Below are 26,101 nucleotides of genomic sequence, written 5' to 3'. Positions count from 1 at the left end.
TTCGCCATCATGCTTTTACCCTCCCCCTGGCGCGCCGACTTCCCGGCCATCGCCGCCCTGCAACGCCAGGACCAGACCTACCTGGACAACGCCGCCACCACCCAGAAGCCCCAGGCCCTGCTGGACGCCCTGGCGCACTACTACGCCAATGGCGCGGCCAACGTGCATCGCGCCCAGCACCTGCCCGGCGCCCACGCCACCCAGGCTTTCGAGGACAGCCGCAGCAAGGTCGGGCAATGGCTGAATGTCGGCGACAGCGGGCAGATCGTCTTCACCCACGGCGCGACTTCCGCGCTGAACCTCCTGGCCTATGGCCTGGAGCATCGATTCGAGGCTGGCGATGAAATCGTCGTCAGCGCCCTGGAACATCACGCCAACCTGCTGCCTTGGCAGCAACTGGCCCAGCGCCGCGGGCTGAGCCTGGTGGTCCTGCCGCTGGATGCCGACGGGCTGGTGGATATCGACGCCGCGAGCCGCCTGATCGGCCCGCGGACCCGATTGCTGGCAGTCAGCCAGCTGTCCAACGTGCTCGGTGCCTGGCAACCCTTGACCCCGCTGCTGGCCATGGCCAGGACACAGGGCGCGCTGACCGTGGTCGATGGCGCCCAGGGGGTAGTCCATGGCCGACATGACGTTCAGGCCCTGGGCTGCGACTTCTATGTGTTTTCCAGCCACAAGCTGTACGGCCCGGAAGGCGTCGGCGTGCTCTTCGGCCGCCATGGGGCGCTCAAGGAGCTGCGCCATTGGCAATTCGGAGGCGAGATGGTCCAGGACGCCGATTACCAGCACGCCAGGTTCCGTCCCGCGCCCCTGGGTTTCGAGGCAGGAACGCCAGCGATCGCCGGAGTCATCGGCCTTGGCGCCACCCTGGACTACCTCGCTGGCCTGGACCAGCAAGCCGTGGCCGAACATGAAGCAAAACTGCATGCCTACCTGCTGCATGGGCTGCAGGCGCGCAACGGCATCCGCCTGCTAGGCACGCCGCAGCTGGCGCTGGTCAGCTTCGTGGTCGACGGCGTACACAGCGCCGACCTGGCACACCTGTTGACCGAACAGGGCATCGCCGTGCGGGCCGGCCATCACTGCGCTATGCCCTTGCTCAAGAGCCTCGGCCTGCACGGAGCGATCCGCGTGTCCCTGGCGCTATACAACGACTCCGAGGACCTGGAGCGCTTCTTCGAAGCCCTGGACCAGGCCCTGGAACTGCTGCGATGAGCCTGCCGGAAGACGCCAGTACAGCCCTGCAAGTGTTCCAGGAAGCCGCAGGCTGGGAGCAGCGGGCGCGCCTGTTGATGCAATGGGGCGAGCGCCTGCCGGCCCTGGACGACAGCGCCAGGGTCGAGGCCAATCGGGTGCACGGTTGTGAGAGCCAGGTGTGGCTGGTGGCAAGCCTGGATCAAGGCCGCTGGCAATTCGCCGCGGCCACCGATGCGCGGCTGATCCGTGGCCTGGTGGCGCTGCTGCTGGCGCGGGTCAACGGTTTGTCGGCACAAGAGCTACGCGAGGTGGACCTGGCGGACTGGTTCAACCAGTTGGGGTTGTCGCGCCAGCTCTCGCCATCACGCGCCAACGGCCTGAATGCCGTGTTGCAACGGATGGGCGAACTGGCCAGCGTGTAGCCGCTGACGAGCCCGCGAGGCTGCGACAAGAGCCAAAGGACCTTCAGCGCATTCAAGACCCAGCGCCCGTACGCAGCCTGCGGTAGCGGCTACACGGGCCAGTCCGTGAATGCCTAGGCCGCAAGGCTACACCGCCTTGTTGCGCTCGGACGGACGGCGCACGCCGGCTACCAGCTTGTCCACCGCCTTGGTCGCCGCGACCATGCCGAACGTCGCGGTCACCATCATCACCGCACCGAAACCGCCGGCACAATCGAGCTTGACCCCATCCCCGACGAAGCTCTTCTGCAGGCAGATACCGCCGTCGGGCTTGGGATAGCGCAGTTGCTCGGTGGAAAACACGCAGGGCACGCTGTAGTGCCGGTTCATGGTGCGCGAGAACCCGTAGTCGCGGCGCAAGGTCGAACGCACCTTGGATGCCAGCGGGTCATTGAAGGTGCGGTTCAGGTCGCAGACCTGGATCTGGGTCGGATCGATCTGCCCGCCAGCCCCGCCGGTGGTGATGATCTGGATCTTGCGGCGCTTGCACCAGGCGATCAGGGCCGCCTTGGCATTCACACTGTCGATGCAGTCGATCACGCAGTCGATTTCGGGAGTGATGTACTCGGCCATGGTGTCGCGGGTGACGAAGTCCGTTACCGGGTGCACCGCGCAGTGCGGATTGATGCCCCGCAGGCGCTCGGCCATGACCTCGACCTTGGGCCGACCCACAGTGCTGTCCAGGGCATGCAGTTGGCGGTTGCTGTTGCTGACGCAGACATCGTCGAGGTCGAACAGCGAGATTTCCCCCACTCCGCAACGGGCGATGGCTTCCGCCGCCCAGGAACCGACCCCGCCGATACCGACGATCGCCACATGGGCCGCCCGCAGCCGTTCCAGGCCGTCGATGCCATACAAGCGGGCGACGCCGGCAAACCGTGGATCTTCTGTACTCATGACCATCACCTAAAAAACCGGCGCGCATTATAGGGCTTCGCCGCGACAAGTTTTAAGCTGCAAGCTACAAGTAAAGAACTTAAACCCAATTACGGTGCCCAAGGTCCCGCTGTCCCCTGTGCGCTGTACGCTCAGTTGAGGGCCAGTGTAGGATGCGCGCCGTTTTGGCGCCTGCCGCCCCTTCCCTCGTTCCACACTTCTTGGAACCCGAAATAGCCATGTCATCGCGTAAATTTGGACTCAACCTGGTGGTAGTGCTGGCCATCGCCGCACTGTTCACCGGTTTCTGGGCGCTGATCAATCGCCCGGTCTCGGCCCCCGACTGGCCGGAACAGATCTCCGGTTTTTCCTACTCGCCCTTCCAGCTGGGTCAGTTCCCGCAAAAGGACCAGTACCCGTCCGACGATGAAATGCGTCGCGACCTGGAGATCATGAGCAAGCTGACCGACAACATTCGTACCTATTCGGTGGATGGCAGCCTGGGAGACATTCCCCGGTTGGCAGAAGAATTCGGCCTGCGCGTGACCTTAGGGATCTGGATCAGCCCGGACCTGGAGCGCAACGAGCGCGAGATCATGCGCGCCATCGAACTGGCCAACACCTCTCGCAGCGTGGTCCGGGTGGTGGTGGGTAACGAGGCGATCTTCCGCAAGGAAATCAGCGCCGACCAACTGTCCGTGGTCCTGGACCGGGTACGTGCTGCAGTGAAGGTGCCGGTCACCACTTCCGAGCAGTGGCACGTCTGGGAAGAACATCCGGAACTGGCCCAGCACGTCGACCTGATCGCCGCGCACATCCTGCCTTACTGGGAATTCATCCCGGTGGACAAGGCCGAACAGTTCGTCCTCGACCGGGCTCGCGACCTGAAGAAGATGTTCCCGAAAAAACCGCTGCTGCTGTCCGAAGTGGGCTGGCCGAGCAATGGCCGGATGCGCGGTGGCGCCGACGCCAGCCCGGCGGACCAGGCGATCTACCTGCGGACCCTGGTCAACCAGCTCAACCGCCAGGGCTACAACTACTTCGTCATCGAAGCCTTCGACCAACCGTGGAAGGCCAGCGACGAAGGCTCGGTGGGCGCCTACTGGGGCGTGTTCAACGCTGCGCGCCAGCAGAAATTCAACTTCGAAGGCCCGGTGGTGGCGATCCCGCAATGGCGGGTACTGGCCATTGGCTCGGTGGTCCTGGCGATGCTGTCCCTGGCGATCCTGCTGATCGACGGCTCGGCCCTGCGCCAGCGTGGGCGGACGTTCCTGACCTTCATCGCCTTCCTCTGCGGTTCGGTGCTGGTGTGGATCGGCTATGACTACAGCCAGCAGTACAGCACCTGGTTCAGCCTGACCGTGGGCTTCCTCCTGGCCCTGGGCGCCCTGGGGGTGTTCATCGTCCTGCTCACCGAGGCCCACGAACTGGCCGAGGCAGTGTGGGTGCGCAAGCGCCGGCGCGAGTTCCTGCCGGTGGAAGGCGATTCCGGCTACCGGCCGAAAGTCTCGATCCACGTGCCCTGCTACAACGAACCACCGGAGATGGTGAAGCAGACCCTCGATGCCCTGGCCAACCTCGATTACCCGGACTACGAAGTCCTGATCATCGACAACAACACCAAGGACCCGGCCGTCTGGGAGCCGGTCCAGGCCTATTGCCAGACCCTGGGCCCGCGCTTTCGCTTCTTCCATGTCTCGCCGCTGGCCGGCTTCAAGGGCGGCGCGCTGAACTACCTGATCCCGCACACCGCCAAGGACGCCGAGGTGATCGCGGTCATCGACTCCGACTACTGCGTGGAGCGTAACTGGCTCAAGCACATGGTGCCGCACTTCGCCGACCCGAAGATCGCCATCGTGCAGTCGCCCCAGGATTACCGCGACCAGGACGAAAGCACCTTCAAGAAGCTCTGCTACGCGGAGTACAAGGGCTTCTTCCATATCGGCATGGTCACCCGCAACGACCGCGACGCCATCATCCAGCACGGCACCATGACCATGACCCGGCGCTCGGTGCTCGAAGAGCTGGGCTGGGCCGACTGGTGCATCTGCGAGGACGCCGAGCTGGGCCTGCGGGTGTTCGAGAAGGGCCTGTCGGCCGCCTACCACCACGAAAGCTACGGCAAGGGCCTGATGCCCGACACCTTCATCGACTTCAAGAAGCAGCGTTTCCGCTGGGCCTACGGCGCGATCCAGATCATCAAGCGCCATACCGCCAGCCTGCTGCGCGGCAAGGACACCGAGCTGACCCGCGGCCAGCGCTACCACTTCCTGGCAGGCTGGCTACCGTGGGTGGCCGACGGCATGAACATTTTCTTCACCATCGGCGCGCTGTTGTGGTCGGCGGCGATGATCATCGTGCCCAAGCAGGTGGACCCGCCGCTGCTGATCTTCGCCATCCCGCCCCTGGCGCTGTTCGTGTTCAAGGTCGGCAAGATCATCTTCCTCTACCGCCGTGCGGTGGGCGTGAACCTCAAGGACGCCTTCTGCGCGGCCCTGGCCGGCCTGGCCCTGTCCCATACCATCGCCAAGGCGGTGCTGTACGGTTTCTTCACCAGCAGCATTCCGTTCTTCCGCACGCCGAAGAACGCCAACAGCCATGGTTTCTGGGTGGCGATCTCCGAGGCTCGGGAAGAGCTGTTCATCATGCTGCTGCTGTGGGGCGCGGCGCTGGGGATCTTCCTGGTCCAGGGCCTGCCGAGCAACGACATGCGCTTCTGGGTGACCATGCTCCTGGTGCAGTCGCTGCCCTACGTGGCGGCACTGGTCATGGCCTTCCTGTCGTCGTTGCCCAAGCCGGCCCCGGAGCCTGAACCGGCCCCTGCGGGCTGAATCGACGCAAAGCACTAAACGGCGGCCTGAGGCTGCCGTTTTGCTTTAAGATATCCGCCATTTTGCGCGCCTTGCCCCCCATTACAGTAGGAGCCAGGCTTACCTGCGATGAAACCTTTGCGGTGCTTTGGGCAAACCGCATAGCGACCATCGCGGGCCAGCCTCGCTCCTACCTATAACGTCTCCGGAGTTTCCCATGACGGCCCATGCCGAGCTTTCGCCGACCCTGCAACTTGCCTGTGACCTGATCCGTCGCCCCTCGGTGACCCCGGTCGATGCCGACTGCCAGAAGCTGATGATGCAGCGCCTGGGCGATGCCGGTTTCCAGCTGGAACCGATGCGCATCGAGGACGTGGACAACTTCTGGGCCACCCATGGCAAGCATGAGGGCCCGGTGCTGTGCTTCGCCGGCCACACCGACGTGGTGCCCACCGGCCCGGTCCAGGCCTGGCAGAACGATCCGTTCGAGGCCCTGATCGACGAACACGGCATGCTCTGCGGCCGTGGCGCGGCGGACATGAAAGGCAGCCTGGCGGCGATGCTGGTGGCCGCCGAGCGCTTCGTCGGCGATTACCCGGACCACAAGGGTTCGGTGGCGTTCCTGATCACCAGCGATGAAGAAGGTCCGGCGCACCATGGTACCAAGGCCGTGGTCGAACGCCTGGCGGCACGCAAGGAGCGCCTGGACTGGTGCATCGTCGGCGAGCCGTCGAGCACCAGCCTGGTGGGCGATGTGGTCAAGAACGGCCGTCGCGGCTCCCTGGGCGCCAAGCTCACGGTCCGTGGGGTCCAGGGCCACGTGGCCTATCCGCACCTGGCCAAGAACCCGATCCACCTGGCCGCTGCGGCCCTGGCGGAACTGGCGGCCGAGCACTGGGACGACGGCAACGCCTTCTTCCCGCCCACCAGTTTCCAGATCTCCAACCTCAACTCCGGCACCGGCGCCACCAACGTGATCCCCGGTGAACTGGTGGCCCTGTTCAACTTCCGCTTCTCCACCGAGTCCACCGTCGAAGGCCTGCAGCAGCGGGTCGCGGCGATCCTCGACAAGCACGAACTGGACTGGCATGTGGAATGGGCGTTGTCCGGCCTGCCGTTCCTGACCGAGCCAGGCGCCCTGCTGGACGCGGTATCGGCCAGCATCAAGCAGGTCACCGGCCGCCAGACCAAGGCCTCCACCAGCGGCGGTACATCCGATGGTCGCTTCATCGCCACCCTGGGCACCCAGGTCGTGGAGTTGGGGCCGGTCAACGCCACCATCCATCAGGTCAACGAGCGGATCCTGGCCAGCGACCTCGACGTGCTGACCGAGATCTACTACCAGACCCTGGTCCGGTTGCTCGCCTGATGCTCGCCTGTCCTCTTTGCAGCGCCCCGCTGAACACCCAGGACAACGGCGTGGTGTGCCCGGCCGGGCATCGCTTCGACCGTGCCCGCCAGGGCTACCTGAACCTGCTGCCGGTGCAACACAAGAACAGCCGCGACCCGGGCGACAACCAGGCCATGGTCGAGGCCCGCCGCGACTTCCTCAACGCCGGGCACTACGCCCCGGTGGCCGCGCGCCTGGCCGAGCTGGCCGCCGAGCGGGCACCACAGCGCTGGGTCGATATCGGCTGCGGCGAGGGTTACTACACCGCGCAATTGGCCCAGGCCCTGCCCGACGCCGATGGCTACGCCCTGGATATTTCCCGGGAAGCGGTCAAGCGCGCCTGCCGCCGGGCCCCGCAACTGACGTGGATGGTCGCCAGCATGGCGCGTGTTCCCCTGGCCGAGGGCAGTTGCCAGTTCCTGGCCAGTGTCTTCAGTCCTCTGGACTGGCAGGAAGCCAAGCGCCTCTTGAGCCCTGGCGGCGGCCTGATGAAGGTCGGGCCTACCAGCGGCCACCTGATGGAGCTGCGCGAACGCCTGTACGACGAGGTCCGGGAATACACCGACGACAAGCACCTGGCCCTGGTGCCACAGGGCATGGCCCTGGACCATAGCGAGGTCCTGGAATTCAAGCTGCGCCTGGATCGCCCGCAAGATCGCGCCAACCTGCTGGCCATGACGCCCCATGGCTGGCGTGCCAGCGCCGAGCGCCGGGCCGCGGTGATCGAGCAAGAGCAGCCGTTCGAGGTCAGCGTATCGATGCGCTACGATTATTTCGTACTGCAGTGACCCCACTTCAACCACGACCCCGGGCATGGGCCCGGGGTCGGATAAATCCGCGAATGGATTTTTCAGACCGGCAATGAGGACATCCATGCGCCAGCCCGATATCGAGATTTACCTGAAAGACGCCGACGTCGACCACAAGGCCATCGCCGCCTGGCTCGGCGCCGTGCTGGGTCCTTGCAGCCAATGGGTACAGAAGGGCCAGACCTACAAATGCACCGCCGGCCAAGTACCGGTGACCTGGCTGCCCAAGGCCGTGGGCAAATGGAACAGCCTGTACCTGGAAAGCGACCAGACGCCCTGGGATGACGACATCGCCTGCGCCCGCGCCGCGTTCGCCGCGCTCAACGTCGAGGTGCGCTGCGCACCGGGTAGCTGGGTCGAGGAGGAAGGTGAAGAGTCCGCCGATCGCTGGATTCGCATCAGCACCGACGGTGAAGAAGAGATTACCTGGCGCACCGCCTGATTTCGCTTGCACCTGATTCCAATTGCGGTAGGAGCGAGGCTTGCTCGCGATAGCGTTGTGCCTGGTAGCACGTTATCGCGGGCAAGGCTCGCGCCTATCGGGCAGGGCCTTTACAAGCCGACGACGTCCTCGGCCTGCAGGCCTTTCTGGCCTTCGACCACGGCGTACTCCACCTGCTGGCCTTCGGTCAGGGAACGGTGGCCTTCGCCACGGATCGCCCGGTAGTGAACGAACACGTCCGCCCCACCTTCACGTTGGATAAAGCCGTAGCCCTTGGCGTCGTTGAACCACTTCACGCTGCCGGTCTCACGAGTAGTCATGAATCCATCCCTCAATTTTTTATTATTGGCTCGGCGCTCTGCCGCCAAACCTGGAGAACTTTCCCTGGGCCTGCTTCTCTATGAATGGAAGCGATACGACTGCGGGAGAGTTGGCCGAGTATATGACAGGTGGAAAAACTCTCAACTCAATCTTGTTTAGTGGCGTTTTTGCCGATTTTCGACGAATACGGCACACTAGCGCCCACTACTGCCAGGTAAAGAGCCGCGTTGCCGGACGACGTTGCCGACTACCGGGCTGGAGCGAGCAAACCGCACTTCTCGCGCCTTTTTCCGCAACAAGCGAGCTGCCGTCGCGACCTATCCCAGCGACCACGGCTCCTCCCCCCAGGCTTGCGCTTGGTTTTTTATTCACTCACGTAGAAACCGTATGACCCGCTCCCCGATCCGCCGTCTCGTGTTTGGCGCCTTGCGCCGCCTGCTGTATCTCTGGGTGCGCTCGGAAACCATCAACCAGTCGTCCTTCACTCTTGACCTGGACCGCAGCCGACCGGTGTTCTACGTCCTGCAAAACCCATCCTTGAGCGACCTGGCGGTGGTGGACACCGAGTGCACCAAGGCCGGCCTGCCACGCCCGGTGCTGCCGGTGTCGGTGGGCAACCTGCTGGAGCCTGCGGCGTTCTTCTACCTGACCCCGGAGCCGGACTGGCTCGGCCGCCAGGACAAGCGCGGCGCACCGCCAACCTTGACCCGCCTGGTCAGCGCCCTGACCCAGAACGCCACCGAAGATGCGCAGATCATCCCGGTCAGCGTGTTCTGGGGCCAGTCCCCGGACAGCGAGTCCAGCCCCTGGAAACTGTTGTTCGCCGACAGCTGGGCGGTCACCGGGCGCCTGCGTCGCCTGTTGAGCATCATGATCCTGGGACGCAAGACCCGGGTACAGTTCTCGGCGCCGATCCACCTGCGCGAGCTGATCGAGCACAACAAGGGCCACGAGCGCACCGTGCGCATGGCCCAGCGCATCCTGCGGGTGCACTTTCGCAACCTCAAGGCCGCCGTCATCGGCCCGGACATCTCCCACCGGCGCAACCTGGTCAAGGGCCTGCTCAACCAGCCCCTGGTCAAGCAGGCGATCCTGGATGAAGCCGAACGCGAGAAGATCTCCCCGGAAAAGGCCAAGGCCCAGGCCCTGCGCTATGGCAACGAGATCGCCTCGGACTACACCTACACCGCGATCCGCTTCCTGGAAGTGGTGCTGAGCTGGTTCTGGAACAAGATCTACGACGGGATCAAGGTCAACCACCTCGAGGGCGTGCAGAAGATCGCCCAGGGCCACGAAGTCATCTACGTGCCCTGCCATCGCAGCCATATCGACTACCTGCTGCTGTCCTACCTGCTGTTTCGCAACGGCCTGACCCCACCCCACATCGCCGCCGGGATCAACCTCAACATGCCGCTGATCGGCGGCCTGCTGCGACGCGGCGGGGCCTTCTTCATGCGCCGCACCTTCAAGGGCAACCCGCTCTACACCTCGGTGTTCAACGAGTACCTGCACACCCTGTTCACCAAGGGCTTCCCCGTGGAGTACTTCGTCGAGGGCGGGCGCTCGCGCACCGGGCGCATGCTGCAACCCAAGACCGGCATGCTGGCCATCACCTTGCGCAGCTTCCTGCGCTCCTCGCGCATGCCCATCGTCTTCGTACCGGTGTACATCGGCTACGAGCGGGTACTGGAAGGCCGCACCTACCTGGGCGAACTGCGTGGTGCGAGCAAGAAGAAGGAGTCGATCTTCGACATCTTCAAGGTCATCGGCGCCCTCAAGCAGCGTTTCGGCCAAGTGGCGGTGAACTTCGGCGAGCCCATCAAGCTGGCGGAATTCCTCGACCAGGAACAACCGGACTGGCGCACCCAGGAACTGGGCCCGCAGTACCGTCCGGCCTGGCTCAACGAAACCACCAATCGCCTGGGCGAGCGGGTGGCCCAGCACCTCAATGAAGCCGCGGCGATCAACCCGGTGAACCTGGTGGCCCTGGCCCTGCTCTCCACCAGCCGCCTGGCCCTGGACGACCGCGCCATGGCCCGGGTACTGGACCTGTACCTGGCCCTGCTGCGCAGCGTGCCCTATTCGCCCCACACCACCTTGCCGGAAGGCGATGGCCAGGCGCTGATCCAGCACGTCAAGGACATGGACCTGCTGGCCGAGCAGAGCGACGCCCTGGGCAAGATCCTCTACCTGGACGAGCAGAACGCCGTCCTGATGACCTACTACCGCAACAACGTGCTGCACATCTTCGCCTTGCCGGCACTGCTGGCAAGCTTCTTCCAGAGCTCCTCGCGCATGAGCCGCGAGCAGATCCTGCGCTACACCCGGGCCCTGTATCCGTACCTGCAAGCCGAGCTGTTCATCCGCTGGCCCCTGGAGGAACTGGACGCCGTGGTGGACCAGTGGCTGCAAGCCTTCGTCGAGCAAGGCCTGCTGCGCTTCGAGAAAGAGATGTACCAGCGCCCGGCGCCCAGCTCGCGGCACTTCGTCCTGCTGACCCTGCTGTCCAAGAGCATCGCCCAGACCCTGCAGCGCTTCTACATGGCCATTTCGCTGTTGCTCAACAGCGGCCAGAACAGCATCAGCGCCGAACAGCTGGAAGACCTCTGCACGGTCATGGCCCAGCGCCTGTCGATCCTGCATGGCCTCAATGCCCCGGAGTTCTTCGACAAGAGCCTGTTCCGCCATTTCATCCAGACCTTGCTGGACCAGGGCGTGCTGCGGCGCGACGACGCCGGCAAGTTGAGCTACCACGAGTTGCTCGGGGAACTGGCCGAGGGCGCCGCCAAGCGCGTGCTCCCGGCGGAGATTCGCCTGTCGATCCGCCAGGTCGCCCTGCATCGCAGCGAAGACGCCGCCGAGCAAGTCGCGACTGCGGCGCAAAGCGAGTAGATTCTCATGGGCGCCGCGGCTCGTGCGGCGCCCCCAGATACGGAGATCCGCCATGAAGAAGTTCATCCTGCTGGCCGCCGCCGCGCTGCTCGGGGCTTGCCAATCCACCGCGCCTGCGGCCAAGGCCAGCCTCGAAGGTGAAGTCTTCTATCTGCAACGCATCGCCCTGCCAGCGACCGCCACCTTGAGCGTGAGCCTGCAGGACGTATCCCTGGCCGATGCGCCGGCGGTGGTCCTGGCCGAGCAGCGCGGGCCCGTCAAGGGCCAGGTGCCGCTGCCCTTCCATCTCGATTACGATCCGGCCCAGGTCAAGCCTGGCCACACCTATTCGCTCAGCGCGCGCATCGAAGTCGATGGCCGGCTGATCTTCATCACCACCGAACACAACGGGGTCAAACTCGACGGCAGCGATCCGCGGCCGTTCAAGCTCCGTGTCGACGCTGTCCGTTAATCCCCACTGCACAAGGAAGCCGCCATGCTCCGTACCTCGCTTCGTTTCACCAGCCTGTGCGCTGGCCTGATGATCTCCGCCAGCGCCCTGGCCCTGTCCCTGAGCGACCTGTCCCAGGGTGATGCCAGCGGCGGTCTCAAGGATGCCCTGACCCAGGGTGCACAAATCGCCGTCAAGCAGCTGGGCACCCCCGGCGGCTTCAGCAACAACCCGGACGTACGCATCGAGCTGCCGGGCAACCTGGGCAAGGTCGCCAAGAAGATGAAGCAGTTCGGCATGGGCGAGCAGGTCGAACAGCTGGAAACCAGCATGAACAAGGCCGCCGAGGCGGCAGTCCCGCAGGCCCAGGCGCTGCTGGTGGATGCAGTGAAGAAGATGACCGTGGCCGATGCCAAGGGCATCCTGGCCGGCGGCAAGGATTCGGCCACCCAGTACCTGGACAAGAGCAGCCGTGAGCAGATCCGCGCCAAGTTCCTGCCGATCGTCAAGCAGGCCACCGACCAGGTCGGCCTGGCCAAGCAATACAACTCCTTCGCCGGACAGGCTGCGACCCTCGGCGTGCTGGATGCCAAGAGCGCCAATATCGAGGGCTACGTGACCGAGCAGGCGCTCAACGGCCTGTTCGAGATGATCGGCAAGCAGGAAGAAACCATTCGCCAGAACCCGGGCGCCGCGGCCACCAGCCTGGCCAAGAAAGTCTTCGGCACCCTGTAAGCCCTGCCCTCACCCACAGGAGCCGGTCGCCCGGCTCCTGCTTCGCGCAATCGCCTCAGTCCTTCTTGACCCTGAACCATGCCGCATACAGTGCCGGCAGGAACAAGAGGGTCAGCACCGTAGCGACAATCAGCCCGCCCATGATCGCCACCGCCATCGGCCCGAAGAACACGCTGCGCGACAGCGGGATCATCGCCAGCACCGCCGCCAGGGCGGTCAGCACGATAGGCCGGAAGCGCCGTACCGTGGCCTCGATGATCGCATCCCAGGGTTTCTGCCCGGCCCTGATGTCCTGCTCGATCTGGTCCACCAGGATCACCGAGTTGCGCATGATCATCCCCGACAGGGCGATGGTCCCCAACATCGCCACGAAGCCGAAAGGCTGGCGGAACACCAGGAGGAACAGCGTCACGCCGATCAGCCCCAGGGGCGCGGTGAGGAACACCATGGCCGTGCGCGAGAAGCTGCGCAGCTGGACCATCAGCAAGGTCAGCACCACCACGATGAACAGCGGCACGCCGGCCTTCACCGAGTTCTGGCCACGGGCCGAGTCCTCGACGGTGCCACCGACTTCCAGCAGGTAGCCATCGGGCAACTCGGCACGCACCGGTTCCAGGGTCGGGAGGATCTGCTGGACCAGGGTCGCCGGCTGCTCCTTGCCATAGATATCGCCCCGCACGGTCACCGTAGGCAGGCGATTGCGATGCCAGATCACCCCTTCCTCGAAGCCGTACTCCACGGTCGCCACCTGGGACAGCGACACGCTCTGGCCGTTGTCGGTGGGTACCGCAAGACTCGGCAACAGCGATAGCTCGGTGCGTTCCTCGCGGGTGCCACGCAGGAGGATCTCGATCAGCTCGTTGTCCTCGCGATACTGGCTGACGGTGGAACCGATCAACGAGCTCTGGAGGAACTTCGACAGGTTGGCGGTGCTCACGCCCAGGGCCCTGGCACGATCCTGGTCGATGTTCAGGTAGACCACCTTGCTCGGCTCTTCCCAGTCCAGGTGGACGTTGGCCACATGGGGGTTTTCACGCACCTTGGTCGCCACCTTGCGGGCCAGGGCACGCACCTCCTCGATGTGCTCGCCAGTGACCCGGAACTGCACCGGATAACCTACCGGCGGGCCGTTCTCCAGGCGCGTGACCCGCGAACGCAAGGCCGGGAACTGCTGGTTGAGGGTATCGAGCAACCAGCTGCGCAGGCTCTCGCGATCCTCGATGCTTTTGGCCAGGACCACGAACTGGGCAAAGCTGGTGGCCGGCAGCTGCTGGTCCAGGGGCAGGTAGAAACGCGGTGAACCGGTGCCGACGTAGGCCACGTAGTTGTCGATGCCCGGGTGATCCTTGAGCATCGCCTCCAGGCGCTTGACCTCCTCGGCGGTGTTGCTCAGGGAGGCGCCTTCGGCCAGTTTCAGGTCGACCATCAGTTCCAGGCGGCCCGAAGCCGGGAAGAACTGCTGCGGGACGAAGCGGAACAACAGCACCGAGCCGACGAACGCCAGGATGGTCAGGACGATCACCGTCTTGCGCCGCTCCACGCACCAGCCCACCACCCGGCGTACCCGCTGGTAGAACGGCGTACCGTGGGGATTGGACTCGGCGCCGTGCTTGGCGGCATGGAGCTTGGCCAGGTCCGGCAGCAACTTCTCGCCCAGGTACGGCACGAACACCACTGCGGCGATCCAGGAGGTCACCAGGGCGATGGTCACTACCTGGAAGATCGAACGGGTGTACTCACCCGTGCCCGACTGGGCCGTGGCGATCGGCAGGAAGCCGGCCGCCGTGATCAGGGTGCCGGTCAGCATCGGGAACGCGGTGCTGGTCCAGGCATAGCTGGCGGCCTTGATCCGGTCGAACCCCTGTTCCATCTTGATCGCCATCATCTCCACCGCGATGATCGCGTCGTCCACCAGCAGGCCGAGGGCCAGGACCAGGGCGCCGAGGGAAATCTTGTGCAAGCCGATGCCCAGGTAATACATGGTGGCGAAGGTCATCGCCAGCACCAGGGGAATGGCCAGGGCCACCACCATCCCGGTGCGGATACCCAGGGAAAAGAAGCTCACCAGCAGTACGATGATCAGCGCCTCGGCCAGTACCCGGACGAACTCGCCGACCCCGGTCTTCACCGCCGCCGGCTGGTCGGAGACCTTGCGCAGCTCCATGCCCGCCGGCAGGGTTTTCTGCAGCCGCGCGAACTCGCCCTCCAGGGCCTTGCCCAGCACCAGGATGTCACCGCCTTCCTTCATGGCCACGGCCAGGCCGATGGCGTCCTCGCCCATGAAGCGCATGCGTGGCGCGGGCGGATCGTTGAAGCCGCGGCGCACATCGGCGACATCGCCGATACGGAAGGTGCGCCCGGCGACGCGGATCGGGAAGCTGCGGATCTGCTCCACAGTCTGGAAATTACCGGACACGCGCAATTGCACCCGCTCGCTGGAAGTCTCGAAGAACCCTGCGGTGGATACCGCGTTCTGCTCCTCCAGGGCCTGTTGCACTGCCGCCAGAGGCAGGCCCAGGGTCGCCAGCTTGACGTTGGACAGTTCGATCCAGATCTTTTCGTCCTGCAGGCCCAGCAGCTCGACCTTGCCCACGTCCTTGACCCGTTGCAGCTGGATCTGGATGCGGTCGGCGTAGTCCTTGAGCACCGCGTAGTCGAAACCTTGCCCGGTCAGCGCATAGATGTTGCCGAAGGTGGTGCCGAACTCGTCGTTGAAGAACGGCCCCTGGATGCCTAGCGGCAGGGTGTGGCGGATATCGCTGAGCTTCTTGCGAACCTGGTACCAGAGCTCGGGAATCTGGTTGGAGTGCATCGAGTCCCGGGCGATGAAGGTCACCTGGGACTCACCGGGCCGCGAGAAGGACACGATACGGTCGTACTCGCCGGTCTCCATCAGCTTCTTCTCGATGCGCTCGGTGACCTGGCGCGACACTTCCTGGGCCGTGGCTCCCGGCCAGTTGGTGCGGATCACCATGGCCTTGAACGTGAAGGGGGGATCTTCGCTCTGACCCAGCTTGGTGTAGGACAGCGCCCCGACAATGGCCAGCAACAACATCAGGAACAGGACGATCTGGCGATTGCGCAACGCCCAGGCGGAAAGGTTGAAACCCATCGGGGATTACTCCTTGGCCGCCAGGTTGACCACACGGTTGGAGCGATCCACCGGGCGCACTTGCAAGCCCTCATGGAGCACATGCACGCCTGCCGCCACCACCCAGTCGGATGGGCTCAGGCCTTCGAGCACCGGCACGGTCTTTTCATTGAAGGCACCGACCCGTACCGGGGTCTTGTGCAGGGTGTTATTGGCGTCGATCCGCCAGACGTAGGTGGCCCCGCCTTCGGCGGTCAAGGCCGATAGCGGTACCGACAGCGCCACTTGCTCGCCGTTCTGGACGAACACCCGGGCACTCTGGCCCAGTTCCGCCGGGACCTTGCCAGCGTTGAAGGCGATGCGCGCGGCGAAGGTCCGCGAACGTGGATCGGCGGCTGGCGACAGCTCACGGATATGTCCGGCAAAGCGCTGGCCCGGCTGGGTCCAGAGCTCCACCGATACCGGCTGGCCGACCTTGAAGCGACCGAAATTCTGTTCCGGGACGCTGATCAGTACCTCCCGCTCGCCATCGGTAGCCAGGGTGAAGACCGTCTGCCCGGCGGCCACGACCTGCCCCACTTCCACTGCCCGCTTGGCCACCACGCCATTCTGGGGCGCTCGCAGCACGGCGTAGCCGGCCTGGTTATTGGCGACATCGAACTCAGCCTTGATCTGCTTCAGCCGCGCTTCGCCGGAACGATAGAGGTTCTCGGCGTTGTCGTATTGCGAATGGCTGACCATCTGCCGGTCCAGCAGGGCCTTGTAGCGATCGCGCTCGGCACGCACCAGGTTGAGGTTGGCGCTGGCGGCGGTGACCTGGGCCCGGGTGGCCTCCAGTTGCAGACGCACGTCCTGGGGGTCGAGCTCGGCCAGCGGCTGGTCGGCCTTGACTCGCTCGCCCTCCTCTACCAGCCGTCGGCTGACCTTGCCGCCGATGCGGAACGCCAGGTCCGGTTCGTAGCGGGCCCGTACTTCGCCGGGGTAGCTGTCCGAAGCCCGTGCCGAAGGCTCTGGCTGTACCACCATGGCCGGCCGGACGCCGATCTGGACGGGCTCTTCGTGCCCACAAGCAGACAGAAAAAAAGCCAGGCTGACTGGCAGGGCATAGCGGAACATGGCGGCGACCTTTCGCTAATGGGGCTTGGAATAATTATACTGGCCAGTATGTTATTAATAGCAAACTCACCAGTCCAGTATTAACAACGAAAAAATGTCCGACAATCACGCCGCACACGTTGGGCCAGGCAGGCCCAAGGATCTGGCAAAACGCCAAGCCATTCTCGACGCAGCCAAGAGCCTGTTCTTGAGCAATGGCTACGCCAATACCAGCATGGATGCGGTCGCCGCCGAAGCCGGGGTTTCCAAGCTCACGGTGTACAGCCACTTCAACGACAAGGAGACGCTGTTCTCCGCCGCCGTGGTGGCCAAGTGCGAGGAACAACTGCCTACGCTGATCTACGAGCTGACGCCCGGCACGTCGGTGGAAAGCCTGCTGCTGGCCATCGGCCGGGGGTTTCATCACCTGGTCAACAGCGACGAGTCGGTCAACCTGCACCGCCTGATCATGACCCTGGGCAGCCAGGACCCCAAGCTCTCGCAGGTGTTCTTCGAAGCCGGTCCCGAACGTGTCCTGCAGGGCATGGAACGGCTCCTGGGCAAGATCCACCAGCAGGGCACCCTGAGCATCGACAAGCCGCGCAACGCCGCCGAACACTTCTTCTGCATGCTCAAGGGCGGGGCGAATTTCCGCTTGCTCTACGGCTGCGGCAAGCCCCTGGCCGGGGCCGCCGCAGAGGAGCACGTGCGGGAAGTGGTGGGGCTGTTCATGCGCGCCTATCGTCCGGAGCCGGACTGAACGCGCCGGCCAGGGTTCAGGCCTTGAGCGCCTTCTTGGGGTAGATGTCGTAGCGGCTGGACTTGCCTTCCAGGCCATGGCTGGGCTTGGGCCCGTCGATGCACGGCGCCTTGCGCGGACGCTTGACCACCACCCGGTGGCTGGCCAGGGCCAGGGCCGCTTCCAACAATGCCGGAGCGTCGTTGTCGTCGCCCACCAGAGGCCGGAACAGGCGCATTTCCTTCTTTACCAGGGCGCTTTTCTCCCGGTGGGGGAACATCGGGTCGAGGTAGATCACCTGGGGCGGTTCGCCTTGCCAGTTGCGCATCAGTTCGATGGAGTTGCCCTTGAGCAGTTGCATCCGCGCAACGATGGGCGCCACCTCGGCATCCTGTGCCGCACGGGCCAGGCCATCCTCCAGCAAGGCGCCGATCAGCGGCTGGCGCTCGATCAGGCTCACCTGGCAACCCAGGGTCGCCAACACGAAGCCATCCTTGCCCAGGCCCGCCGTGGCATCCAGCACCCGTGGCCGCACGCCCTGGGCCACGCCCACGGCCTTGGCGATCATCTGGCCGCTGCCCCCGCCGTACAAGCGCCGATGGGCCGCGCCGCCTTCGACGAAGTCCACCCGTACCGGCCCCGGGGCGTCAGGCCCCAGTTGCTGCAGCTGCAACCCCTGCTCGCCCACCTGCAGGGCGAACTCGGCGTCCTCGATCTGCAACGGCAGGCCCAGGCGCTCGGCCCACTGCCGGGCCACGGACTCGAACCCGGCATCCAGGGCCTCGACGTTGATGCGGCAGGCCGCAGGTTGCTCACTCATCTGAAAACACACTCAAAAAATTAATGATCGGCAAAAACTGCCGATAACAGGACTATCGGCCATTTTGCCAGAGCTCAGCGTCGACCGAGAGCAATGTCAGACATTCAACGCACATCGATAGGTTATATCTCGCCCCATGGCGACTATGGCCTGCGCAACTCCCAGGCACTCAGTGGCGTCAGCCACCTGTGGCAGGACTTCTTTGCCCAGGCCCTGGCCGAGCAAAGAGGTGATGGCGCCGGCGTTGAAGCCATGCCCAAAGTGGCCGTCGATGGCCCGGTGGAACCTGCCGGTGGCAGCGAGATACTGGCGCAGATCGTCAACCAGCGCGGTTGCGAGGTCCAGGACACCGAAGTCCGTCCGCCCGAGCCACTGTTCCTGCCCATCGCCGAGTTCGAGATGGAACTGCTGGACAAGCCAGCCCCGCCCTTCCCGCCGGAAGAAATCATCGCCCAGCAACGCCAGCAAGATTTCGAGAGCGGCTGGGTACGCCCGATCGTGCTCAATGCCGGCCAGCCCCTGCCAGAGCCCGGCCCGGCCCCGGACCCGCGCCCGCTGCACCTGCCGATCGCCGAATTCGAGCTGGACCTGCTGGACAAGCCGGCCGAGCCGTTCCCGCCACAAGAGCTTATCGAGCAACAGCGGCAGATGGACTTCGACATGGGCTGGGCCCGTCCGCTGATCTTGCAGAACCTGCGCATCGCCGCCTGACCCTGTCCCTCAGCGACAACGCCAGAGCGGCCCCAGGTCCAGGTGGAAATGGTTGCGATGGGCGCTGTTGAAGTCCGGCCCCAGCACCACGTTGAATGCGTCGCAGGCACCATCCCGGGCCAGGCGCAGAAACCGTCCCTCGGCACTGTCCTTCGGCCAATCCTTGAGCACGCTGATATTGCGTCCGTTACTCAGGCGAAAGCCGGCGATATCCAGGGCGTTGGCGCTGGCATGCTCGCTGCGCCAGCCAATCTTGCGGTGATACATGTTGCGACAGGCAAAACTGCCCAGGTGATCGACGCGCGCCACCCGCTGGCCAAACACCTGCTGCGCCGCCGGCTGCAAGCCATGGCGCTGGTACAGGGCAAAGGCCACGGCCAGCGGACAACTGGCGAGAAAGCTGCTGCTCAGGGCGATATCGCCGCCCTGCACCCGCACCGTATTGCTCAAGGGACAGTCCACATCGGCACGGCTGTCGGGTTGGCGACTGGTGCGCAAGCCCGAGGTCGCCAGGGCCTGGTCGCACAGCTGCGGGTCATCCTGCAGTCGTGACAGCTTGAAGCGAGTCAACAGATTGGGCTTGGCCCGCACATCCAGCGGCGCCCAGGGATTCCAGGCATCGGCCAGCGGCAGCCAGCCCAACCGCACACCAATCAACAACAGGGCGCCCAGCAACACCAGGGCACCCACAACCGTCCTTGCCCTCACGCCGATTCCTTTTTACGACTGCTTGAACAATTGATTGATCTGCCCGAAGGGAATCGCCAGCTCGGCGAAATCGAAGCGGCCCTGGTCACGGATCTCCTGCGCCGCCTGGTAGAACGCGCCATAGGCCGCCCGGGCCAGGGCCGAACCGACACTGATGCGCTTGACGCCCAGTTCCGCCAGTTGCGCCACGCTCAGGTCCAGGCCGCCGGACATCAGCACGTTCACCGGTTTGGGCGCCACCGCCCGCACCACTTGGCTGATCTCCTGCGCACTGCGCAGCGCCGGGGCGTAGAGCACGTCGGCGCCGGCCTCGGCATAGGCCTGCAAGCGGCGGATGGTGTCCGCCAGATCATTGCAGCCGTGCAGCTGGTTCTCCGCCCGGGCAGTCAGAGTGAAGGAGAACGGCAGGCTACGCACCGCCGCGACGCAAGCCTCGATGCGCTCCACCGCCAGCTGGAAATCGTAGATGGGGTCCTCGGCGCGGCCGCTGGCGTCCTCGATCGAGCCACCCACCGCGCCGCAGGCAGCCGCTTGCAACAGGGCCTGGGCGCACTCCCCTGGGCTGTCGGCAAAACCGTTCTCCAGGTCGACGGCCACCGGCAGCTCGCTGGCGCCGACGATGCCGCGCACATTGGCCAGGGTATCGGCCAGGCTCAAGGCGCCTTCGGCATCCGGGCGCGCAAGGGAAAACGCATAGCCGGCACTGGTGGTGGCCAGGGCCTCGAAGCCCAGGCCGGCCAGCATCCTGGCGGAGCCGGCATCCCAGGGATTGGGAATGACAAAAGCCCCGGCACGTTCATGCAGGGCCCTGAAGGCATTGGCACGAAGGGTTTGCGCGTGATCCATTACTCGCTCCTCGAAGGCTGCAAAAGCACCTCAGAGCAAACCAAGCTGCTCCGCGGCGGGTTCCCTGTATAACTCAGGCAAGGCGGGCAAACCAGGCAAACGTTGCATCAGGCGCGCATGAAAACGCCGGGCCAGTTCAGCGGCCATGCGGTTGTCGGAGGTGTGCAGGAAAACATAGGGCGTACGCCCCTCTTCGATCCAGCCGGCGACCTTGTCGAGCCAGGGCACCAGGAACGGATCGTTGGCCGCAAGCTCGGGATGGCCGATGAAACGCACCTGGGGAAACTGGGTGAATGCCGCAGGGCGCGGCGGCACCTTGGGTTTCTTCGACTGCGCATGCAGCACCGCTGGCGCCGTCGAAGTGCAGCTGAACAGGGCTCGTGGGTCGAGGCAGATACGCTCCACACCGCGTTCGCGCAGCAAGCGGTTGAGCATGCGCTCGGCGTCGCCCTTGGCGAAGAACTCCGGATGCCGGACCTCCACCGCCAGCGGTCGCTGCAGGCCATCGATGAATTCCATCAGTTCGCCCAGACGCTGTGGCGCGAAAGTGGCCGGCAACTGCAGCCACAACGGCGACACCCGCTCACCCAGTGGGCTGAGCAACTGGATGAAACTCTCGGCAGCCGGCAGTTGTTCGCGCAGGTCGCCGCCATGGCTGATATCGCCCGGGAACTTGGCGGTGAAGCGAAAATGCCCGGGCATGATCTGTGCCCAACGCTCCACCGTGGCTGGCGCGGGCCGGGCATAGAAGGTGGTATTGCCCTCGACGGCGTTGAACACCTGGCAGTACAGGCCGAGGAAATCGTTGGGTCGCGCATCCTCCGGGTACAGGTACTCGCGCCAGGCGTTTTCGCTCCAGGAAGGACAGCCGAGAAAATAGGGCAGCATCAGATGTGCAGGTCGAGCCCCACCACTTCCATATCCCAATCGACGAAACCAGCGGTGGTCAGGTAGCTGGCCAGGGCATTGGCCACGCTTCTTTTCATTGCGCGCTGGAAGATCATGTCCTGGGGACGGGCGGGAAGATTGCTGGTACGGGAGGCTGACTGGGAACGGCCCTGGGCTGCGGGCTCGGGTTGGACATCGACCACCTCGATATCGTCCAGGGACTCATCTACCTGCGCCCGGCCTTTGCGAGGCTTGCGCTTGATGGGGTAGGAGTGCGAGGAGATGCCGTCTATACGCATACTGAAAAGCCCGGGGTCGATGATGGCAATTTAGCGGCACCGCTTCGACTTAGCAAATGCCCGAGTGATAACTAGAACACAGAAAAGCCAAAAGGTTTGAATCCGGGCAGGATTCGCGTCAAAAACCGGACGATTGGCGTCAGTCGTGGAGGTTGCCCATTCCATCCGCCAATCGGCACGGGATTATTCAACGAGCCTTGGGCGTGGCTACCTTGTCCCGCAGGTAGACCGGCTGGGCATCGTCGGCACGGATCGATTCGCCGCGCTCCCAGGCGAACCGCGCAAGCGCCAGCAGGTCTTCGGCATGGGGCAGCATGCCCGCGTCCTGGCCGCTGAGGCTGAGCGCAATGCGCTCGCCGTAACCCCATCCGGTGCCGGCACCGAACCAGTCGCCGCTGCTGCCCTCGGGCAACGCGGCAACCTCGGGGGGCAGGACCGCCTCCTTGCCCACCAGGCGCATCTCGCCGGCGACTTCCCGGTAGCAGCCCCAATAGACTTCATCCATCCGCGCATCGATGGCCGCCGCGACCTGGGTCGCACCGTGCTCGCGCAGGGCCCGCTGAGCCAGGACCGCCAGGTTGGACACCGGCAGCACCGGGCGGTCCAGGGCAAAGGCCAGGCCCTGCACCACGCCGATCGCGATCCGCACCCCAGTGAAGGCGCCCGGGCCACGACCGAAGGCAATGGCGTCCACCGCCTGCAAGGTAGTCCCGGCGTTGGCCAGCAGCTCCTTGATCATCGGCAAGAGCTTCTGCGCATGCAGGCGCGGGATCACCTCGTAATGGCTCGTGACCTTGCCGTCATGCAGCAAAGCAACGGAGCAGGCTTCAGTCGCGGTGTCCAGGGCCAGCAAGGTGCTCATCGGGGGTTCCATAGCATTGAAAAAAGTGGCGCATTATAAACAGCAACGGCCCGCAAGCGGGCCGTTGTGCGATCAAACGATCAGGTTATTCAGCTCAGGGCTTCGAGCACCTTGGCGGTGATCACTTCCACCGAGCCCACGCCAGGGATATGACTGTATTTCGGCTTGCCCTGGGACGCGGCCAACTGCTGGTAGAACTCAACCAGCGGCTTGGTCTGGGAGTGGTAGACCGACAGGCGATGGCGCACGGTTTCCTCGGTGTCGTCCTTGCGCTGCACCAGGTCTTCACCGGTGATGTCGTCCTTGCCGGCGATCTTCGGCGGGTTGTAGACGGTGTGGTACACACGACCCGAAGCCTCGTGCACACGACGACCGGCGATGCGCTGGACGATCTCTTCATCGTCGACGGCGATTTCCACCACGTGGTCCAGTTCGACGCCAGCCTTCACCAGCGCCTCGGCCTGGGGAATGGTGCGCGGGAAGCCATCGAACAGGAAGCCGTTGGCGCAATCAGGCTGGCTGATGCGTTCCTTGACCAGGTTGATGATCAGGTCATCGGAAACCAGGCCGCCGCTGTCCATCACGCTCTTGGCCTTCAGGCCCAGCTCGGTGCCCGCCTTGACCGCAGCACGCAGCATGTCGCCGGTGGAGATCTGTGGAATGCCGAACTTCTCGGTGATGAACTTTGCCTGAGTACCTTTACCGGCCCCGGGAGCTCCCAGCAGAATTACGCGCATCGATGTGCTCCTCAATTTTTTATTTAGAAACGCTCGGATTCGCCTCGTCGGGCCAATCTCAAAAATCAGGTTAAAGCCGCCCAAACGGCCAAAGGCTGATCAAGATACACAGCCGACACAGCGCACACAAGCAGTCGAAAGTCGGAGGAACCCGGCCTTTTCGTGCCCTGTTGGCGAGGTATGACAAGTCGCAACCCCGTAATAAAGTGTCGCCAGATAGATCTGAGCGACACTCAGGATTTGTCTCAATCAGGGGTGCGCCAATTCCGTCCGACGCTACCCGCCGACCTCAACCCGTATTGCGCAGGCCAGCGGCGATACCCGCCACGGAGACCAGCAACGCCTGTTCCACGGGGCTTCCTTGGGGCGCCTCCTGCTTGCGCGAACGAGCCAGCAGTTCGGCCTGCAACAAGTGCAGCGGGTCGAGATAGGTGTTGCGCAAGCGAATGAACTCCAGGGTCTCGGGACTGTGGGCCAACAGTTGCGACTGCCCGGTCAGCCCCAGGACCACCGCGCAGGCCTGCGACAATAGGTCGCGTAAATGCGCACCCAATGGCAGTAGCTCCGGCTCCACCAGGCGCTCGTCATAAGACCGGGCGATCTCGGCATCGGCCTTGGCCAGGACCATCTCCAGCATGTCGATACGGGTGCGGAAGAATGGCCATTGCTCCCGCATCTGTCCCAGCAGTTCGCCCTCGCCCCGAGCCAGCGCCTTGCTCAGCGCCGCCTCCCAGCCCAGCCAGGCCGGCAGCATCAGGCGGGTCTGGGTCCAGCCGAAGATCCACGGGATCGCCCGCAGGCTTTCGATGCCCCCGGCCCGGCGCTTGGCCGGCCGGCTGCCCAGGGGCAGGCGCCCCAGTTCCTGCTCCGGGGTGGACTGGCGGAAATACTCGACGAACTGCGGGTTGTCCCGCACCACCGCCCGATAAGCCTGGACCCCGTCGCTGGCCAACTCGTCCATCAGGTGGCGCCAGGCCGGCTCGGGCGGTGGCGGCGGCAGCACAGTGGCCTCCAGGACCGCTGCCAGGTAGAGGTTGAGGTTCTGCTCGGCGATATCCGGCAGGCCGAACTTGAAGCGAATCATCTCGCCCTGCTCGGTGGTACGGAAACGCCCCGCCACCGAGCCCGGCGGCTGCGACAGGATCGCCGCGTGGGCCGGACCGCCGCCACGCCCCACGGTGCCGCCACGGCCGTGGAACAACAGCAGTTCCACCTGCTGCTCACGGCAGATATCCACCAGCCGCTCCTGGGCCCGGTACTGGGCCCAGGCCGCAGCCGTGGTGCCGGCGTCCTTGGCCGAGTCGGAGTAACCGATCATCACTTCCTGCGGGCCCTGCAAGCGTGCGCGATAGCCCGGCAGGTGCAGCAGCTTCTCCATCACCGGGCCGGCGTTGTCCAGGTCCGCCAGAGTTTCGAACAGCGGCACCACGCGCATCGGCCGCAATACTCCGGACTCCTTGAGCAAAAGCTGTACCGCCAGCACATCGGAGGCGGCGCCAGCCATGGAGATCACATAGGACCCAAGCGACGCCGCCGGGGCCACGGCGATCTCGCGACAAGTAGCCAGCACCTCGGCGGTGTCCGCCGAGGGCTTGAAGTAGCCTGGCAACAGCGGGCGCCGGCTGCCCAGCTCGCGCATCAGGAAGGTGATGCGGTCTTCCTCGCTCCAGTCCTCATAGCGGCCCAGGCCCAGGTAATCGGTGATCTCGGTCATGGCCGCGGTGTGCCGGGCAGAATCCTGGCGCACGTCCAGCCGTACCAGGAACAGGCCGAAGGTCACCGCCCGGCGCAGGCAATCGAGCAGCGGCCCATCGGCGATCACGCCCATGCCGCACTCGTGCAGCGACTGGTAGCACAGTTGCAGCGGCTCCAGCAGCTCGCGGTTGTGCTGCAACACCTCGGGACCGGCCGGCACCGCCGCCCCGAGTGCCGCATGGGCCCAGTTGCGAGTCGCCCGCAAACGCTCGCGCAGTTGCTTGAGCAAGGCCCGGTAAGGCTCGGCGCTATCTCCGGCCTTGGCCAGCAAAGCGGCGCTGGCCTGCTGCATGGACAGCTCGGCGGCCAGGTGATCGACGTCCCGCAGGTACAGGTCGGCGGCCATCCAGCGCGCCAGCAACAGCACCTCACGGGTCACCGCAGCCGTGACATTGGGGTTGCCATCGCGGTCGCCGCCCATCCAGGAGGCGAAGCGGATCGGCGCCGACTCCAGCGGCAGGCGCAGCCCGGTGGCGTCGAACAAAGCCTTGTCGGCCTTGCGCAGGTAGTTGGGAATGGCCTGCCACAGCGAATGCTCGATCACCGCGAACCCCCACTTGGCCTCGTCCACCGGGGTCGGGCGAGTACGGCGGATTTCCTCGGTGTGCCAGGCCTCGGCGATCAGGCGCTGCAAGCGCTCCTGGATCTGCGCGCGCTCGGCGCTGGTCAGGTCGCGGTGGTCCTGGGCGGCCAGTTGCCCGGCGATGGCATCGTATTTCTGGATCAAGGTGCGGCGCGCCACTTCCGTGGGATGCGCGGTCAGTACCAGTTCGATTTCCAGGCGCCCCAACTGCCGGGCCAGGGCATCGGCCGAATGCCCCTCGGCCCGCAGGCGCTCCAGCAACTGCGGCAAGACCCGGGCCTCGAACGGCGCCGGCTGTGCCTCGTCGCGTCGGTGGATCAACTGGTACTGCTCGGCGATGTTGGCCAGGTTGAGGAACTGGTTGAAGGCCCGGGCCACCGGCAGCAGTTCATCCTCGGCCAGCGGATCGAGGCTGGCGCTCAGCTCGGCTCCGGTGGAACTGCGGCGATCGGCCTTGGCCGCCTTGCGAATCTGCTCGATCTTGTCGAGAAACCCCTCCCCGTACTGATCGCGGATGGTGTTGCCCAGCAGCTCCCCCAGGAGGTGGACGTCTTCGCGCAGGCGCGCATCAATATCGGTCATCGAGGTGTTCTCCAGCAGGCTA

General features: G+C 64.8%; 23 protein-coding genes. 11 read left to right on the top strand and 12 right to left on the bottom strand.

Annotated features, from left to right (window positions below; all coding sequences use genetic code 11):
- The first annotated feature begins 9 nt into the window (after positions 1–9).
- Both AC3WK8_RS05365 and AC3WK8_RS05360 read left to right on the top strand, forming a co-directional pair.
- Positions 10–1,215, top strand: a complete 1,206-nt coding sequence (locus tag AC3WK8_RS05365) for an aminotransferase class V-fold PLP-dependent enzyme (protein ID WP_103324125.1) — start codon at positions 10–12, stop codon at positions 1,213–1,215.
- Positions 1,212–1,619: a SufE family protein gene (locus tag AC3WK8_RS05360; protein ID WP_085596158.1), complete on the top strand. Its 408-nt coding sequence runs from the start codon at positions 1,212–1,214 to the stop codon at positions 1,617–1,619. Before AC3WK8_RS05365 ends, AC3WK8_RS05360 begins: the two co-directional genes overlap by 4 nt.
- 126 nt (positions 1,620–1,745) lie before the next feature.
- On the opposite strand, the gene tcdA is transcribed toward AC3WK8_RS05360, so the two are convergent.
- Positions 1,746–2,555, bottom strand: coding sequence for a tRNA cyclic N6-threonylcarbamoyladenosine(37) synthase TcdA (tcdA, locus tag AC3WK8_RS05355; protein ID WP_404942555.1), 810 nt, complete (start codon positions 2,553–2,555; stop codon positions 1,746–1,748).
- Between the two features lie 218 nt (positions 2,556–2,773).
- On the opposite strand from tcdA, the gene AC3WK8_RS05350 reads away from it, so the two are divergent.
- The 4 genes from AC3WK8_RS05350 to AC3WK8_RS05335 all read left to right on the top strand — a co-directional run bounded on the left by AC3WK8_RS05350 (position 2,774) and on the right by AC3WK8_RS05335 (position 7,985).
- The gene (locus AC3WK8_RS05350; RefSeq protein ID WP_103324123.1) at positions 2,774–5,365 is read left to right on the top strand and encodes a glycosyltransferase; all 2,592 of its coding nucleotides are present in this window, start codon (positions 2,774–2,776) and stop codon (positions 5,363–5,365) included.
- A 196-nt stretch (positions 5,366–5,561) separates the two neighbouring features.
- A complete protein-coding gene (dapE, locus tag AC3WK8_RS05345) occupies positions 5,562–6,713 on the top strand; it encodes a succinyl-diaminopimelate desuccinylase (protein WP_053134448.1) in 1,152 nt (383 codons plus the stop codon).
- Entirely contained in the window at positions 6,713–7,522 is an 810-nt protein-coding gene (locus AC3WK8_RS05340) for a putative RNA methyltransferase (protein WP_022642564.1), read from the top strand. The genes dapE and AC3WK8_RS05340 overlap by 1 nt, the downstream gene beginning before the upstream one ends.
- 85 nt (positions 7,523–7,607) lie before the next feature.
- The gene (locus tag AC3WK8_RS05335; RefSeq protein WP_022642563.1) at positions 7,608–7,985 is read left to right on the top strand and encodes a hypothetical protein; all 378 of its coding nucleotides are present in this window, start codon (positions 7,608–7,610) and stop codon (positions 7,983–7,985) included.
- Between the two features lie 110 nt (positions 7,986–8,095).
- Here AC3WK8_RS05335 and AC3WK8_RS05330 read toward each other — a convergent pair whose 3' ends face one another.
- Positions 8,096–8,305: a cold-shock protein gene (locus AC3WK8_RS05330; protein WP_022642562.1), complete on the bottom strand. Its 210-nt coding sequence runs from the start codon at positions 8,303–8,305 to the stop codon at positions 8,096–8,098.
- A 388-nt stretch (positions 8,306–8,693) separates the two neighbouring features.
- Between AC3WK8_RS05330 and plsB the strand changes: the two genes are divergently transcribed.
- Genes plsB through AC3WK8_RS05315 form a run of 3 tightly spaced genes read left to right on the top strand, consistent with a single transcriptional unit; the run spans position 8,694 to position 12,363 of the window.
- Positions 8,694–11,198, top strand: coding sequence for a glycerol-3-phosphate 1-O-acyltransferase PlsB (plsB, locus tag AC3WK8_RS05325; protein WP_103324122.1), 2,505 nt, complete (start codon positions 8,694–8,696; stop codon positions 11,196–11,198).
- Positions 11,199–11,250: 52 nt separating this feature from the next.
- Positions 11,251–11,649 (top strand): YbaY family lipoprotein, encoded by a 399-nt coding sequence (locus AC3WK8_RS05320; RefSeq protein WP_022642561.1) that lies wholly within the window; start codon positions 11,251–11,253, stop codon positions 11,647–11,649.
- A gap of 24 nt (positions 11,650–11,673) precedes the next feature.
- Positions 11,674–12,363: a DUF4197 domain-containing protein gene (locus AC3WK8_RS05315; protein ID WP_085596164.1), complete on the top strand. Its 690-nt coding sequence runs from the start codon at positions 11,674–11,676 to the stop codon at positions 12,361–12,363.
- 55 nt (positions 12,364–12,418) lie between these two features.
- Here AC3WK8_RS05315 and AC3WK8_RS05310 read toward each other — a convergent pair whose 3' ends face one another.
- Both AC3WK8_RS05310 and AC3WK8_RS05305 read right to left on the bottom strand, forming a co-directional pair.
- Entirely contained in the window at positions 12,419–15,475 is a 3,057-nt protein-coding gene (locus AC3WK8_RS05310) for an efflux RND transporter permease subunit (RefSeq protein WP_103324121.1), read from the bottom strand.
- Between the two features lie 6 nt (positions 15,476–15,481).
- Positions 15,482–16,570 (bottom strand): efflux RND transporter periplasmic adaptor subunit, encoded by a 1,089-nt coding sequence (locus AC3WK8_RS05305; RefSeq protein WP_053134433.1) that lies wholly within the window; start codon positions 16,568–16,570, stop codon positions 15,482–15,484.
- Positions 16,571–16,664: 94 nt separating this feature from the next.
- Here AC3WK8_RS05305 and AC3WK8_RS05300 point away from each other — a divergent pair, with 94 nt between their 5' ends.
- Positions 16,665–17,309, top strand: coding sequence for a TetR/AcrR family transcriptional regulator (locus tag AC3WK8_RS05300; RefSeq protein ID WP_085596166.1), 645 nt, complete (start codon positions 16,665–16,667; stop codon positions 17,307–17,309).
- A gap of 16 nt (positions 17,310–17,325) precedes the next feature.
- On the opposite strand, the gene AC3WK8_RS05295 is transcribed toward AC3WK8_RS05300, so the two are convergent.
- A complete protein-coding gene (locus AC3WK8_RS05295; protein WP_103324120.1) occupies positions 17,326–18,108 on the bottom strand; it encodes a class I SAM-dependent methyltransferase in 783 nt (260 codons plus the stop codon).
- 93 nt (positions 18,109–18,201) lie between these two features.
- Between AC3WK8_RS05295 and AC3WK8_RS05290 the strand changes: the two genes are divergently transcribed.
- Positions 18,202–18,819, top strand: a complete 618-nt coding sequence (locus tag AC3WK8_RS05290; RefSeq protein WP_103324119.1) for an energy transducer TonB — start codon at positions 18,202–18,204, stop codon at positions 18,817–18,819.
- Positions 18,820–18,828: 9 nt separating this feature from the next.
- On the opposite strand, the gene AC3WK8_RS05285 is transcribed toward AC3WK8_RS05290, so the two are convergent.
- From AC3WK8_RS05285 to ppc, 7 genes are all read right to left on the bottom strand, one after another.
- The gene (locus AC3WK8_RS05285; protein ID WP_103324118.1) at positions 18,829–19,527 is read right to left on the bottom strand and encodes an extensin-like domain-containing protein; all 699 of its coding nucleotides are present in this window, start codon (positions 19,525–19,527) and stop codon (positions 18,829–18,831) included.
- A gap of 12 nt (positions 19,528–19,539) precedes the next feature.
- Positions 19,540–20,373, bottom strand: coding sequence for an isocitrate lyase/PEP mutase family protein (locus AC3WK8_RS05280; protein WP_103324117.1), 834 nt, complete (start codon positions 20,371–20,373; stop codon positions 19,540–19,542).
- A 30-nt stretch (positions 20,374–20,403) separates the two neighbouring features.
- On the bottom strand, positions 20,404–21,264 hold the full coding sequence (locus AC3WK8_RS05275; RefSeq protein ID WP_177409109.1) for a DUF72 domain-containing protein: 861 nt from the start codon (positions 21,262–21,264) through the stop codon (positions 20,404–20,406).
- Positions 21,261–21,560 carry a hypothetical protein gene (locus AC3WK8_RS05270; RefSeq protein WP_103324116.1) on the bottom strand — a complete coding sequence of 100 codons (300 nt, stop codon included), beginning with the start codon at positions 21,558–21,560 and terminating at the stop codon, positions 21,261–21,263. Before AC3WK8_RS05270 ends, AC3WK8_RS05275 begins: the two co-directional genes overlap by 4 nt.
- Positions 21,561–21,747: 187 nt before the next feature.
- Entirely contained in the window at positions 21,748–22,422 is a 675-nt protein-coding gene (gene tsaB, locus AC3WK8_RS05265; RefSeq protein WP_085596172.1) for a tRNA (adenosine(37)-N6)-threonylcarbamoyltransferase complex dimerization subunit type 1 TsaB, read from the bottom strand.
- Positions 22,423–22,511: 89 nt separating this feature from the next.
- Positions 22,512–23,159: an adenylate kinase gene (gene adk, locus AC3WK8_RS05260; RefSeq protein ID WP_022642550.1), complete on the bottom strand. Its 648-nt coding sequence runs from the start codon at positions 23,157–23,159 to the stop codon at positions 22,512–22,514.
- Positions 23,160–23,448: 289 nt separating this feature from the next.
- Positions 23,449–26,079, bottom strand: coding sequence for a phosphoenolpyruvate carboxylase (ppc, locus tag AC3WK8_RS05255; RefSeq protein ID WP_103324199.1), 2,631 nt, complete (start codon positions 26,077–26,079; stop codon positions 23,449–23,451).
- Positions 26,080–26,101: the final 22 nt, after the last annotated feature.

This window comes from Pseudomonas sp. FW507-12TSA, from assembly GCF_058781435.1.
The sequence above is the reverse complement of the archived record's forward strand: the minus strand, read 5'-3'. Positions and strand labels throughout refer to the sequence as shown.